11 protein-coding genes are annotated in these 14,502 nt (G+C 45.6%); 6 read left to right on the top strand and 5 right to left on the bottom strand.

Annotated elements, in window-relative coordinates; all coding sequences use genetic code 11:
- The first annotated feature begins 23 nt into the window (after positions 1-23).
- Complete coding sequence (locus H9W84_RS10200) at positions 24-1,265, top strand: multidrug effflux MFS transporter (protein WP_239743429.1); 1,242 nt, start codon at positions 24-26, stop codon at positions 1,263-1,265.
- A gap of 3 nt (positions 1,266-1,268) precedes the next feature.
- Here the strand turns inward: H9W84_RS10200 and H9W84_RS10195 are convergent, their stop codons facing one another.
- Together H9W84_RS10195 and rlmH are read right to left on the bottom strand one after the other, a co-directional pair.
- A complete protein-coding gene (locus H9W84_RS10195; protein WP_239743428.1) occupies positions 1,269-2,093 on the bottom strand; it encodes a DODA-type extradiol aromatic ring-opening family dioxygenase in 825 nt (274 codons plus the stop codon).
- 157 nt (positions 2,094-2,250) lie between these two features.
- A complete protein-coding gene (gene rlmH, locus H9W84_RS10190) occupies positions 2,251-2,757 on the bottom strand; it encodes a 23S rRNA (pseudouridine(1915)-N(3))-methyltransferase RlmH (protein ID WP_007115101.1) in 507 nt (168 codons plus the stop codon).
- Positions 2,758-3,112: 355 nt separating this feature from the next.
- Here rlmH and rnr point away from each other — a divergent pair, with 355 nt between their 5' ends.
- Positions 3,113-5,509, top strand: a complete 2,397-nt coding sequence (gene rnr / locus H9W84_RS10185) for a ribonuclease R (RefSeq protein ID WP_239743426.1) — start codon at positions 3,113-3,115, stop codon at positions 5,507-5,509.
- Positions 5,510-5,686: 177 nt separating this feature from the next.
- Here rnr and H9W84_RS10180 read toward each other — a convergent pair whose 3' ends face one another.
- Together H9W84_RS10180 and H9W84_RS10175 are read right to left on the bottom strand one after the other, a co-directional pair.
- Positions 5,687-5,959 (bottom strand): hypothetical protein, encoded by a 273-nt coding sequence (locus tag H9W84_RS10180; protein ID WP_239743424.1) that lies wholly within the window; start codon positions 5,957-5,959, stop codon positions 5,687-5,689.
- Between the two features lie 218 nt (positions 5,960-6,177).
- Positions 6,178-7,023: an endonuclease/exonuclease/phosphatase family protein gene (locus H9W84_RS10175; protein WP_083106406.1), complete on the bottom strand. Its 846-nt coding sequence runs from the start codon at positions 7,021-7,023 to the stop codon at positions 6,178-6,180.
- Positions 7,024-7,250: 227 nt separating this feature from the next.
- Here H9W84_RS10175 and H9W84_RS10170 point away from each other — a divergent pair, with 227 nt between their 5' ends.
- The 4 genes from H9W84_RS10170 to H9W84_RS10155 all read left to right on the top strand — a co-directional run bounded on the left by H9W84_RS10170 (position 7,251) and on the right by H9W84_RS10155 (position 11,765).
- The gene (locus H9W84_RS10170; protein WP_239743422.1) at positions 7,251-9,461 is read left to right on the top strand and encodes a M3 family metallopeptidase; all 2,211 of its coding nucleotides are present in this window, start codon (positions 7,251-7,253) and stop codon (positions 9,459-9,461) included.
- Between the two features lie 39 nt (positions 9,462-9,500).
- The gene (locus H9W84_RS10165; protein ID WP_065253813.1) at positions 9,501-9,752 is read left to right on the top strand and encodes a YheV family putative metal-binding protein; all 252 of its coding nucleotides are present in this window, start codon (positions 9,501-9,503) and stop codon (positions 9,750-9,752) included.
- A gap of 255 nt (positions 9,753-10,007) precedes the next feature.
- Entirely contained in the window at positions 10,008-11,207 is a 1,200-nt protein-coding gene (locus tag H9W84_RS10160) for a hypothetical protein (RefSeq protein WP_239743421.1), read from the top strand.
- Between the two features lie 57 nt (positions 11,208-11,264).
- Positions 11,265-11,765 (top strand): hypothetical protein, encoded by a 501-nt coding sequence (locus H9W84_RS10155; RefSeq protein WP_239743419.1) that lies wholly within the window; start codon positions 11,265-11,267, stop codon positions 11,763-11,765.
- Positions 11,766-12,018: 253 nt separating this feature from the next.
- Here H9W84_RS10155 and pnp read toward each other — a convergent pair whose 3' ends face one another.
- Entirely contained in the window at positions 12,019-14,148 is a 2,130-nt protein-coding gene (gene pnp, locus H9W84_RS10150; protein WP_239743417.1) for a polyribonucleotide nucleotidyltransferase, read from the bottom strand.
- Positions 14,149-14,502 lie beyond the last annotated feature (354 nt).

The following is a 14,502-nucleotide window of genomic DNA, read 5'->3' as shown; positions in this document are numbered from 1 at the left end:
CTTTTTTATTTAAATTGATCACTATGAACCTACCGCCAACACCGCACCCTCAACCATCGCACGACTTAGACTATCCGACAGTTTGGATTATGATTTTGGGGTTGATTATTGCTATCGGTCCGCTGTCGATTGATATGTATTTGCCGGCTTTGCCCAGTATGGCAAAAGATTTTGGCGTAGCAACGGCTTTTATGTCTAATTCGGTACCTGCCTATTTTGTGGGATTGGTGGTCGGGCAGTTGTTTTATGGTCCGATTTCGGATCGGATTGGGCGCATCAAGCCCTTGTATGTGGGCATGGTATTGTATGTGATTGCCTCGGTGATGTGTGCAACCACCACCAATGAATACGTGTTGTTTGTCTCACGAACGCTACAGGCGTTGGGTGCGTGTGTGGGAACGGTGGTGTCGCGGGCGATGATTCGTGACCGCTTGCATCCCAAGCAAATGGCAAAGGCATTTTCGCTGATGGTCCTAGTGATGGGGATTGCGCCGATTTTGGCACCAAGCTTGGGGTCGTTGCTGTTAAAAGTCGCCAGTTGGCGGGTGATTTTTTGGTTTTTGGCGGGGTTTGGCATTTTAAATATCGTGCTGACCCGGCTGTTTTTGCATGAAACCTTGACCGATGAGTTTCGCAACAACCGTCCGATGAATGACGTGCTCAGTCAATACTGGGATTTGCTCAAAGATACCCAGTTTAATTATCCTGCGATTGGCGCAGGACTGCTGATGGGTTCGATGTTTGTGTATATCAGCGCGGCACCTGAGCTAATTATGGAAGGGTATGGGGTCACGCCGCAGCATTTTAGCTGGATTTTTGGCATGAATGCGGCAGGTTTTATTGGGTTGACACAGGTCAATCAATGGCTAGTGAACCGTTATCGTCTAGTCAGCTTGCTGCGATTTGGGGCGGTGATGCAAGTAATCGCAGCAGCGTGTTTGATGCTGCTAGGCTTAGTTTTTGGCACGCAAGCTTGGCTACCGTTGGTGCTCGCCAGTATTTTTTGTTGTATTGCAGGGTTAGGACTCACTCAGCCCAATTCAGGTGCCATTGCTTTGGCATTTCAAAAACGCCGCGCTGGCATGGCGAGTGCCTTGCAAGGCTCACTCAACTTTGTCGTCGGTATTTTTGGCGGCTTAGTATTAAATATCCTGCCCTTTAATCCCGTGGCCAAGCTGGGTATTACCATGTTTATGCTCATGACTATTGGCGCATTTTTGGTATTTCAAATCGACAAAAATCTCGATGTGGCGGATGTGGACTAAGGATTAATCAAACCGATACACATCCATACCCAAACTAAAATGGGCAAAACTTTCATGCACGATGCTCATCTTTGTGCCTGCGCCTGCCGCAAAAAATAACGGCAATAAATGCTCAGGGGTGGGGTGATTGTGATGGGCAAATGGATGTGACCGCCAATCTAAAGCCGTTGGCATATGTTGTTTGAGTTGATGAATCAACCAATATTTAAATTCACGTGCCTCAGCATCCACCTCACCGCTATCAAACTGTACCTGCGCCAAATTATGGGTGACACTGCCAGAGCCGATGAGTAATACTTGCTCTGCCCGCAGCGGTGCCAATAAAGCCCCCAACTGAAAACACGCATAACTATCAAAATGCTGCGGTAGCGAAAGCTGCACAATCGGCACATCTGCCTGCGGATACAAATGCACCAGTGGCGACCATACCCCATGATCAAACGGACGCAGTCGATTGACGGACGTGTTAACGCCCAAAGCCTGCAACTGCTGTGCCAGCTGCTCAGCAATCAGGCTGTCGCCTTTGACAGGATAATCGATGGTATACAGCGCTTTTTGAAAGCCGCTAAAATCATGCCAAGTAGCGGGCGCCGCATTGCCATTGATTTCTAGATGCTGGCTTTGCCAATGCGCAGAGATGATGATAATCAAGCGTGGTTTTGGCAGATTTTGCCCAAATTTATTGAGCGCTTGGGTAGTGCGGTTGTTTTCGATAGCAATCGTCGGCGCCCCATGTGAAATAAACAGACTGGGCAAGGTATAAAGCGGGTACGGTGTTTTGGGTAAAAATGGCTGCAGGCTGATTGGTTGTTTTTCGGTTTTTTCCATCAATTTTCTTAAAGTTGCAGTGATAAATAGAAATGATAACGAATTAATAAGGATTAACTAAAAAGGATTGATAGGTTAAATAAGGGAAAAATTCGCAAAAACAAGCCATGTCAGCGATTTCATACATAATCAAACATAACAGGTTAACTGGAAAAACTTAAAAATAATCACCACGATGATACGGATGATGATGGATAATGGTCATAGCGCGGTACAGCTGCTCCATCAGTAGCACGCGCACGAGCGGATGCGGCAAGGTGAGATTGGACAGCGACCATTTGAATGTCGCATGGGCTAATACCTCTTTTGAAATGCCATCAGCACCCCCAATCACAAACGCCATGTCATCACCCAGCTGCATGGCTTCGCCAACTTTAGCCGCTAAATCTTCGGTTGATAGATTCTTACCGCGGACGTCTAGGCAAATCAGCTGCTCGCGTTTGCCTGCTGAATTTTTGGCTTGGTGCGCTTGCAAGATTAGCCCGCCTTCGGTGATGGCATATTTTTCAAGTTCGGCAGGCGAAGGGTTTTTGGCGCGTTTGCAGGCGGGGATTTCAACGATTTCGGTGCTGAGCATGGGCTGAATACGTTTATGATAGTCGTCAAATCCCGTCTGTACCCAAGCTGGCATTTTTTGTCCAACGGCTAAAATTCTTGCTTTCATGGGTTCCCCTCTGTTATTTTTTTGACCAATCTATGTCACTGTCTATGTCACTGTGGCGATTCATTGTTAGCCATTGAACACTCATTATTGAAGCCAGCTATATTAAAATTAAAGCTTAATTAAAACTTAAAACGAACCATTATTAAAACCAACCATTTGAAAACGCTTGCAACGCACCCATATACAATGCGATAAATCCTAAATCAACCTAAGCTGAGCTAAAGCCTGAACTAAAGCTAAGCTAAGCAACAAAATTTTAACATGATTTTATCGCTGTGATGGATAATACTTCCCCTAGCATTTAACGAAGGTGATAAAATAATTTGCATGACAAAGTTTAAATGACAAATTTTAAATGATAAGAAAAGACGACAACAATATGAAAAATTGGCAAGATCCCAATGCCGCTGTTGAAGCAGCCAACTATGACAACCCGATTCCAAGCCGTGTACTGATTTTGCAAACCCTACTTGAGCGCGGACAAGCTACCCAACATGAGCTTGCGACGATTTTTGATTTAGATGACGACGAGTACGACGCACTGGGCAACCGCTTAAAAGCCATGCTGCGTGATGGACAATTAAGCCGTGATGCCGACGGTGGCAATCCTTACATTTATCGCCCATTGACTGAGAACGATGCTGTGGCTGGCGTGGTCGCTGCCCATGCCAAAGGCTTTGGCTTTGTCGTGCTTGAGGATATGCCTGATTTGTTTTTGAATGAAACTGAAATGCGCTGGGTATTTCATGGCGATAAAGTAAAAGCCATCGCTACTAGCACCGACAACCGTGGTCGTATGATGGGTCGTGTGTTGTCAGTGGTATCCCATGCCCAGCTACAATATATTGGCAAACTTGCAAAAGATGACGATGGTTACTTTGTAGAACTCATTAGCCCAAACAATCATCAACCGATTACGGTGACGGAAGAAAACGTCGAAGCGTTACAACTCAAAATGGGTGATCCCGTCAAAGTCGATATCATCGACTATCCCACCCAGCATGAATACGCGACGGGGAAAATTACTGAAAGCTTGGTCGATGATAACGAGCGTGAATTGATTATCAAAACCACGCTGCTAAATTACGATATTCCCCATGAGTTTAGCCCAAAAGTCATGCAGCAAGTCGATGCCTACAAAGAGCCGACACAAAAAGACTATCAAGACCGTATCGACTTACGTGCCTTGCCGCTAGTCACCATTGATGGCGAAGACTCGCGCGACTTTGATGATGCCGTCTATGCCGAAAAACGTCGCGGCGGTGGCTATCGCTTGGTGGTCGCGATTGCCGATGTCAGTCATTATGTGACTGCCAACTCAGTACTTGACCAAGAAGCCTATGAACGTGGTACATCAGTGTATTTCCCGCATTTTGTGGTGCCGATGCTCCCTGAAAAACTCTCCAACGGGCTTTGCTCGTTAAACCCAAGTGTTGACCGCTTGTGTATGGTAGCCGACATCATACTATCGCGTAGCGGCAACGTGACCAGCTATGAGTTTTATCCAAGCGTGATGCACTCTCAAGCGCGATTGACTTATAACCAAGTCAATGATTATTTTGCCCAAGCGCAAGGGGAAACGCCCAAAGCCGAAGTGCCTGTCACTATCACCGGTAATAAAGCGGTCAAAAAATCGATTGATGTGCTTTATGATTTGTACAAAGTGCTATTGGTCAAACGCGAACAGCGCCATGCGATGGAATTTGAAACCCAAGAGACTTATATCAAGTTTGATGAAGCAGGCAAAATCAGCGCCATTGTGGCACGGACGCGTGGTGACTCGCATAAGCTCATCGAAGAGATGATGCTACTTGCCAATACCTGCGCGGCTGAGTTTTCGCTCAAGCATGAATTGCCGGTCTTGTATCGCAATCATGATACCCCAGAGGCAGAAAAAGCCGCTCGCGTCAGTGACTTTGTGAAGCATTTTGGTTTGTCATTTCCTGAAGAAAACCCGACACAGGCAGATTATCAGCGTATCATTGAAGCGACACGCGAGCGCCCTGATGCGATTAGTATCCATAGTGTACTACTGCGCTCCATGCAGCAAGCCAACTATGCACCGACTAATATTGGACACTTTGGGCTTGCGTATGAGGAATACAGCCACTTTACCTCACCGATTCGCCGTTATCCCGACTTGATGCTACACCGTGCCATCAAAGCGAAAGTGACTGGCAAAAAGGCGCCGCTGCCAGATTGGTCTCTAGAAGATGCAGGTGAACAGACCTCAATGACAGAGCGCCGTGCCGATGAAGCCAGCCGTTTTGTTGAGCAGTGGCTCAAAGCCCATTATATGAAAGACCATATCGGTGAAGCGTTTGATGCGGTGGTTACCACAGTGACCAATTTTGGCTTGTTCGTGACTCTCACCGATTTATTCATTGATGGCTTGATTCATATCTCGCATTTGGGCGAAGATTACTTTGTTTATGATGACAAGGCGCAGCAGTTATTTGGCGAAAAATCAGGACTGGTGTTTGGACTCGGTGATAAAATCCGTGTCAAAGTCGCTGCCGTCAATATGGAGACCCAGCAGATTGATTTTGATTTGGTGGCACAGCTGGAAAAATCGTCATTTAATAATCGCGGTAAAGGCAAAAGTCGCGGTCAATCGCAAGCGGCCTCTAATTCTGTTCAATCCAATCCCAACGCGCTATCTAATCCTAATTCTCAATCTAAGCCAAATGAGAGCACCAGGAAAGCAAAAAGCGCTAAAAATAAAAGTAACGCGCGCAACAAATCTCGTTAATGAAAAAAGGGCAATGCAATTTGCCCTTTTTTTATCGTTGAGACAAATACCTGCTAAAACAAAAAACGTCTTTGACTACTTAATCTTAGCTATTTAATATTAGCGACTTAATCTTAGCCGCTTGATGCGCTTTAACCAGTCTTGCTTGGCGGTACTAGCAGCTAATACGCCAAGTTATTATTGCGTGGTTTTCTCTGCGCTCGCCAAATTGTTGGATGAGGTCTGAGCGGTTTGATTCAAATCTGTTGTTGCCTTATCAAGCACTTGTTTGGGCTGCTCGCCAATCGATGACGTATCGTTTGATGCTATGGCTAAGGGCGCAGAGGCGGCACTACTATTGGCTTGATTGGATGCAATGACTTGCTGGGTACGATGTGATGATATTAGGTTAAAAATAGCGAGTGCGGTGATGCCTAATATCGCAAAAATAATGAGTAATTTTGATTGCATGAGGATTTCCAGTGTAGCGTCAATTTGGCTAACCGACGTGTAAAGCCTGACGTCTAAAGCCTGACGTCTAAAGCCTGACGTCTAAAGTCTGTGGCTTAAAACGTCCAATCGGGTTTCGCTAGGACAAAAATTGACAGTCATGTCTATAAAAATTGCTAGGCTACCTTCTGCAAAAATCATGCAAGTTTAATCTGTTAATCTTTTAATCTTTTAATCTTTTAATTTGCCAGCAGACTGACTTCGGCACTAATTGGCAAATGGTCAGAGAGATTTGACCAAGGTTGTCCCTTATGCACCCAAGCACGGTGTACTTGTAGATTGCGCACATAGATACGGTCAAGGCTTAATACCGGAAGCTTGGCAGGGAAGGTGGGCAGTAATTTGCCATGATGGGTCAGCACGGCTTCTTGTAAATTAAGGTCACAGCCAAGCTTTTGACAGGATAATTTTTTCCAGTCATTGAAGTCGCCTGCCAATATCAGCGGCGTGGATTGGTCGATTTCGTTATTGATATACTGGCTTATCACCTCATATTGTTTTTCACGGTCATTTTCCCTTAAGTTTAGATGCGCGCAAAGCACGATGATGGGCGTGTGCCAGCCTTTGGGCTGGATTTCGCAGTGCAACACACCACGCTGCTCAAGGCGGCTCACTGTGATATTGACATTGTGTTTGGGGTCGAGCGGATGGCGACTTAGCACCGCATTGCCATGATGACCGTGGTTATATTCGACGTTTTTGCCATAGCTGTTTTCAAGCTGTAAATACTCGCCAAACCATTCATGCTGGGATTGGTCGGGAAATTCATTGTATTTCACCACGCGTTTGAGATTTTGACCTTGCACTTCCTGTAAACAGATAATATCCGATTGCACTTGGTTAAGGGCAGCGGCGATGCCTTCCATTTTGACAAAACGATTGAGGGGTGACATGCCTTTATGGATGTTATAACTGGTGATGATTAGGCTGTTTTTTGGTGTTTGGGTGCCTGATACTTCGTTAGATAATATTTCGTTAGATGCTACTGGCTTAGATGTTATTTTTTTAGGTGTTAGTGAGCGCATAATAAAATCACAGTGATAAACATGGCATTATTTTAACGTGAAATTGTACCGCTGGCTTGTTTTGACAAAAAATTGTCACAATATAATGGTTGTCGACATTTATGTAGCAAACCTATGTAGCAAAATGGGGTAGCTTTGCCAAGCATTGCGGTTTTTATGCTAAAATTTTGGGCAATGACGACTTTTACTCTCAATCATCAACGAGCGATAAAAAATTGGAAAACAGTATGATCAACGATGTAGAAAATCCGACAAAAAATTTGCACCTTGTTGAATTTAATCAATTAGCGCTTGAGCGACTCAAGACGGCAATCGATGAGGCGTTGGCGAATGGACATGCGTTTTTGACTATGCTCGATGATGAAGCCGACCTCGATAACAAAGCTGGGCAAGCTAATAGCCAAGTTAACGATGCACAACTCAGCAGCCAACAAGCGCTCAATGATATCATCGCCTTTGACCATGTGAATTTGGCATTAGACCGCAGTTGGGGCTTGCTATCGCACTTAAATAGCGTGGTCAGCGATGAGCCAATCCGTGCGCTGCATCATGCATTATTACCCGCGCTTTCTGCCTACGGCACGGCGGTTGGTCAACATCTCCCGCTGTATCAACGCTATCAGCGTGTGGTGAGCGATCAGTCATTTTTTGAGCGTTTAGAGCCAGCGAGACAACGCTCGTTGACCTTGGCTCTACAAAGTTTTGAGTTATCCGGTGTGGGTTTGGCTCAGGCGCAAAAACAGCAATTTGCCACACTTGCCAGCGAGTTATCTACGCTATCAGCCAAATTCTCCGATAATGTGCTCGATGCCACCCAAAGCTACTTTTTACCGTTAAGCGAATCGCAACTGGCAGGACTGCCTGAATCTGCGCTTGCCATGCTGGCAGATGCGGGCAGGCGATACACAGAAAAATTCCCTGAGCAAGTATTGGCAACGCCTTATGTCGCGACTCTTGATATTCCAGTCTATCTTGCGGTGATGACCTATGCCGATGACCGCGAGTTACGCGAAACCTTGTATCGTGCGTATGTCACCCGTGCCTCTGAATTGTCAGCGCAGCCAGAATTTAACAATGCCGATATTATGGCGGATATCTTGGCAAAACGCGCACAAAAAGCCCAGTTATTGGGCTATGACAATTTTGCTGAGTTATCGCTTGCCACCAAAATGGCGGACAATGTCGACACTGTAGAGCAGTTTTTACGGGATTTGGCAGACAAAGCACGACCCTTTGCCATGCAGGATTTAAAACAACTGCAGGTTGAAGGTTTGGCGTTTGGCATCGGTGATGAGGGCGATGAGGTGCGACCTTGGGACACCGCATATCTGGCAGAAAAAGTCAAACAACGTCAATTTAATCTATCGCAAGAACAAGTTCGTCCGTACTTCCCAGTGCCGACAGTCATCGCAGGCTTATTTGAGATTGTGCAAAAACTGTATGGCATTCAGATTGAAGATAAAACTGCAAGCACGCAGCGCTGGCATGATGACGTGCGTTTTTATCAAGTTTTTGATGAACATCAGCAGCTTATCGGTGGTTTTTATTTTGATTTATATGCCCGTCCTGGCAAACGCGGTGGCGCATGGATGAGTGGCTTTCAAGCGCGTTATCAACACGATGATAGCGGTTATCAGCAGTTACCCGTTTGTTTTATGGTGGCAAACTTTAGCCCTGCGCCAACGGGTGCACAGCGCGGCAAACCTAGCTTATTAACCCATGATGAAGTATTAACGCTCTTTCATGAGTTTGGACATGGGCTGCATCATCTGCTTACTGAAGTGAATGTGGGCGATGTGGCAGGCGTGAATGGCGTCGAGTGGGATGCAGTTGAGCTACCCAGTCAGTTTATGGAAAACTGGGCATGGCACCCTGAAGGGATTGCATTAATCAGCCGTCATGTCGATACGGGTGAAACGTTGCCAGAGAGCATGCTACAAAGTATGCTCGCTGCCAAAAATTTCCAAAGCGGCATGCAAACACTGCGCCAGCTAGAGTTTGCGCTATTTGATTTGTTATTGCATGCCAAAACCCCAGCACCCGACTATCCACAGTTATTGGCGTTACTCGACAGCGTGCGTGCCGATGTGTCGATTATGCCGACCGCCAGTTATAACCGTTTTGCCAATGGTTTTAGCCATATTTTCGCAGGGGGCTATGCGGCAGGGTACTATTCTTACAAATGGGCAGAACTGTTGTCAGCCGATGCTTTTAGCAAGTTTGAAGAAACCAGTATTTTTGATAAAAACGCTGGCAAATCTTTCCGTGATAACATTTTAGCCAAAGGCGGTAGCCAATCTGCAAAAGCCAACTTTGAGGCATTTCGCGGTCGTGAAGCCCGTATTGATGCGCTGTTACGTCACTCGGGATTTTTAACCAGCAGCTATGATGAACTGCTGAGCGATGACACTGATAACGCCAATACCCAAGCTTGGTAACACGGTTGTCAAAATACAGGCTAGTAAAAAGAAGAAACTATGAGATATCAATCCAATCGCCCCAAACGTCAATTTTTGGCGGGGGTGGCTTGTCCAAGCTGTAAAGCACTGGATAAAGTTGTTCAAATTCAGCTATATCAGCCCGAGTATGATGAGTATATCGAGTGTACGGCATGTGGCTATACCGAGCGTCGCCCAACACCCGATGAGATTGTTGACATTCAGCAATCCAATCATCAGGAAACTGCTCATTATGGCGACGATGGCGCGGGTATTGTCAGGTTTAAATAAGCCAAGTTTAAGCGGTTTGGGTAAATTTTGACAAGGTTAACTATTTAAGTGCCCGTCATACAATTAGGGTGGTCAACGTATGGCGTTCAAAGTAGGTTTTTGTCTCAAAAGTTGTTATTTTTGATTGCGGTTTGTTATAGTAACAAGCAAACGAATGTACACCATCATTTTCATGCCAGCTTGGCATATACATCGCTAGCATGAAATCGTACAGACATCTGACCCGCCCGACATGGATAGGGATAGTGATCCAACATGAAATTATTTAGCCTAAAAAAAGACAATGACTCTACAGCCCCGACTAGCAAAGATGCCAATCCATCATCACAGCTGGCTGAAAATCCAATGATAGGCGTGTCAGATAATCCGTTGCAGCTTGATAGAACTAATCAGCCGCCGATGCAAGCGACTAATTACCCAGACACATCCCCAAACACGACAGCAATCAAAGATGCGTTTTCGCTAGATACCATTGATTTAAACCAGTTGGAAGACGAATTACTTCATGGCAAAACCGACTATACCGCAGATAACACAAAAGCGGATGATGCTGTCGCGCCCAAAAAGCTGAGTTTTGATGATTTTGATTTGGATGAGCTACCCAGCGTTGTTGAACCCAACACCACTGTGACTCTCCAAGACGCTGCTAATACAGCGACAGTGTCACAGCCAGTACCGTCACAGACAACCGATAACACGCTGATATTTGATATTGATAACCTACCGTTAGCAGCTAAGCCAGACCCAAATCCAGACCTAGAACTAAGCCTAAAACCAGACACGCATAGCCTGCAAGCACAGCCCATCGCATCACAAAGTAGTGATAAAAAAATTATCGAGACTATCGAGGCTATCGAAACGACGCCACCCGTTGTGTTAACCAAAACAAAACCCGAAAGTAAAGCGGTTATCGCCCAGACAGCAAACCCATTTTTAAGGCCCCCAAGTCAACCACTAGCGAAACTGACGTTAAAAAAACGCAATCAACTTGGGTTGCTAGTGGGTGCAGGGTTGGCACTGGCTGCTTTGGCATGGTTTTTTATGGGGCAGTCAAGCGAGCCCAACAACTCTACCGCGCAATCACAGACGCAGACCCAAGCACACGCAATACCCAAAACTGCAGCGCCTATAGTAAAACCACAAGCTAGCGCTAGCTTACCTGCCGCGTCAACCGTCGCAGTGGATGCCAACTCTAGCTCAGCCCATGCGACCGCAGCGCTACCGGCAATCACGCCAGAAGAAATTCTTACGCCGACACTGCCTGAAGATCCTGCGCTTGCCAAAGAAGAGCTGAGTCGATTGTCAGAGCAAAGCGCGCAGCTAAAAGAGCAAGAAACCATGATGCAAGACCAGCTGCGTATGATGAATGAGCTGAGTAGTAAAAAACAAGAGCGTATCCAGCTGCTAGAACAGCAAGTTGCACAGCTTGAACAGCAAAAAGCCGCCAACAAATAACCACCAACCAATAACAACCAACCAATAACAACCAACCAATAACTGGCAGGTTAAGTAGTGCTGACCCAAGTCGATAAAAAAACCTTGTTTCAAGACCGCTATCAAGCGCTCATCATGCCCGTCCCGGTGTCAGGTATTTTTCGTCATCGCGCCTTACTTAAGTACCAATCGCTGTATCCTGAGCATTACACCGTTTATAAGCAAGCCTGTGAGCGTTCGCAGCTGTTACTCGGTGATGTGTTACAGTTTACGCCGCAGCGTGATTTGGCGGGTATGGCAGTCGGTGGGGCGTTGTCAAAGCCACAGTTCATCGTGGATATGGCAATCACAGAATTTGCCGAAAATCCGCCGCATGTTGAGTATATCGCGTCAGCGTTACAAAAGTTAGAGAAAATTGTGTTTTATTGGGGACGGTATCAAGGTATTCGCCGTGTGGCAATATTGGCAAGTGATGAACTCATTTTGCCAAAGGATAAAATTTTTGATGAAGATATTTTACCTTTGATGGAAAAATACCTTCAGTCTGTTAGTAATTTGAATTTGGTGGTTTATCGCTAACGCTATTAGTTTAAAGAGTTTTCAATGATTAAGATTTTATCGAGGGCTACTCAGTGATTCATTGTCGTTATCGGCGTATTGCAAATAGTAAAATGCCAACGCGGTCAAAACCTTCTTATTTCTTATTATCGGGCATTTTTTCTAATTACTGTAATGGTGTTTTCATAGCGTTTGCCAAAATTTATCCCAAAAAAAACCGCTTTACCTTAGAATAAAGCGGTTTTTAATTTTTAGCAACTAAACTTTAATAAAATTATTCAGCCGCTGGTGCTTCTTCTGTCGGTGCGATGGTTTGATCCACACCTTTCATGGTGAGTTTAATACGTCCACGGTTGTCTATGTCTTGAACCAGTACATTCACCGTTTGCCCTTCTTTTAGCACATCATTCACGTTCTCGATACGCGCATCAGAGATTTGTGAGATATGCACCAGACCGTCAGTGTTAGGTAATACATTGACAAACGCACCAAACTCAACAATACGAGCCACTTTACCTGTATAAGTCTTGCCAACTTCTACTTCTGCTGTAATCGCCTCGATTTTAGCAATCGCGGCTTTGGTCGCTGCTTTGTTTTCACCAAAGATACGAATGGTACCGTTGTCATCAATATCAATCACTGCGCCTGTTTCTTCAGTCAATTGGCGAATGGTTGCACCACCTTTACCAATCACGTCACGGATTTTTTCAGGATCGATATCAATCACCGCAAAGTTTGGTGCATGGGCGTTGATTTCTTTACGGCTGGTTGAAATCACTTCATTCATCGCATTTAAAATATGGATACGACCCGCATGCGCTTGATGCAGGGCTTTTTCCATAATCTCTGGGGTGATACCTTCGATTTTGATATCCATTTGTAGTGCAGTCACGCCATTGGCAGAACCCGCGACTTTAAAGTCCATATCGCCTAGGTGGTCTTCATCACCCAAGATGTCAGACAGCACGGCAAAACGCTCACCTTCTTTAACCAGACCCATTGCGATACCAGCAACCGGCGCTTTTAGTGGTACGCCGGCATCCATTAACGCCAGTGATGCGCCACAGACAGATGCCATTGATGATGAACCATTGGATTCGGTGATGTCAGATACGATACGAATCACGTATGGGAAACGGTCACTATCTGGCAGCATGGCTTGTACACCGCGACGTGCTAGACGACCATGACCGATTTCACGGCGTTTTGGACCGCTGTCACGACCCGTTTCGCCCACTGAGTAACTTGGGAAGTTATAATGCAGCATGAAGTGGTCTTGTTTGGTGCCTGCAAGGGTGTCAATCATGTTCACATCACGGCTGTTGCCAAGCGTGGTGGTAACGAGCGCTTGTGTTTCACCGCGGGTAAATAGCGCTGAACCATGCGTGTAAGGCAGTACGCCAACTTGGATGTCTAAGGCACGGACAGTTTGCAAGTCACGACCATCGATACGGGGTTTGCCAGACAAAATATTGTCACGTACCGTACGGTATTTTAGGGTTTCAAATAGCTCTTTGATTTGTGCCACGTTGTCGGCGTAGCCTTCGGCTTCTGCGTCACCGGCTAAGGCTTCAATTGCTTGGTTTTTGATTTCATCAAGGCGAGTATAACGGCTGGCTTTTTCGCTGATGGTATACGCTTCTGAAATCGCTGCAGCAAATTGGTTTTGTAGGGTAGTTTGCAAGGCTTCATTGACGGCAGGAGCAACGAATTGGGTTTTTTGTACGCCAACTTCTTTGGCAAATTCATTGATGGCATCAATCACGACTTGCTGCTGTGCGTGTCCGTATAGTACCGCGCCAAGCATTTGGTCTTCTGACAATTCTTTGGCTTCAGATTCGACCATCAATACCGCAGATGACGTACCCGCAACTACCAAATCAAGCGAGCTTTGTTTTAGCGCTTCATGGTTTGGGTTTAGCACATATTCATCGTTGATAAAACCGACACGTGCCGCGCCAATAGGGCCATTAAATGGGGCTGATGAAATTGCCAATGCCGCTGAAGTACCAATCATCGCTGCGATATCAGCATCTTGTTTTTTGTCTGATGAAATCACCGTGGCGGTCACTTGGATTTCGTTGAAGTAGCCTTCTGGGAACAATGGACGAATCGGGCGATCAATGAGGCGTGAAGTCAAGGTTTCCATCTCAGATGGGCGACCTTCGCGTTTGCCATAGCCACCTGGGATTTTACCAGCAGCGTACATTTTTTCTTGGTAGTTGACGGTCAATGGGAAAAAGTTTTGACCAGCTTGCGCCTCGTCTTTTACCACAACAGCCACTAGCACAGAGACGCCGCCCATGTGGACGACCACTGAATTAGCTTGGCGTGCAATGCGACCTGTTTCTAACGTAACTTGTTGATTACCATATTGGAATTCTTTAGTAATGATATTAAACATAATGCGGTTTTATCCTTTGTGTGATGAAATAGGGCGATTTAAGTTTTAGTAATAGCCCCTAACGTTTGTGTTCTTTTCAAAAAATACAAACGTTAGAAGCAATCTACCAATTCGCTTGATAGCAGCCTTAAATCAGCCTAAATTAAAAAATACTTTAAAAAAAGTAAGCGTAAACTGCAATTGTGCAGGCACAATGCGTTGTCTATTTTACCTAGTTTTGTGGCGAATCACCACCTTTTAACTGCGCTTTAACCACTAATAGCAAGCGATGGGTAATGACTAAGCTAACAGGTAGGGTAAAAGTGAAAAAAATTGGCTAAAAATATTGAACCCATAAAAAAGCGGCTACCCAAA

The organism is Moraxella tetraodonis (assembly GCF_022359095.1).
GTDB classification, from domain to species: domain Bacteria; phylum Pseudomonadota; class Gammaproteobacteria; order Pseudomonadales; family Moraxellaceae; genus Faucicola; species Faucicola tetraodonis.
The sequence above is the reverse complement of the archived record's forward strand: the minus strand, read 5'-3'. Positions and strand labels throughout refer to the sequence as shown.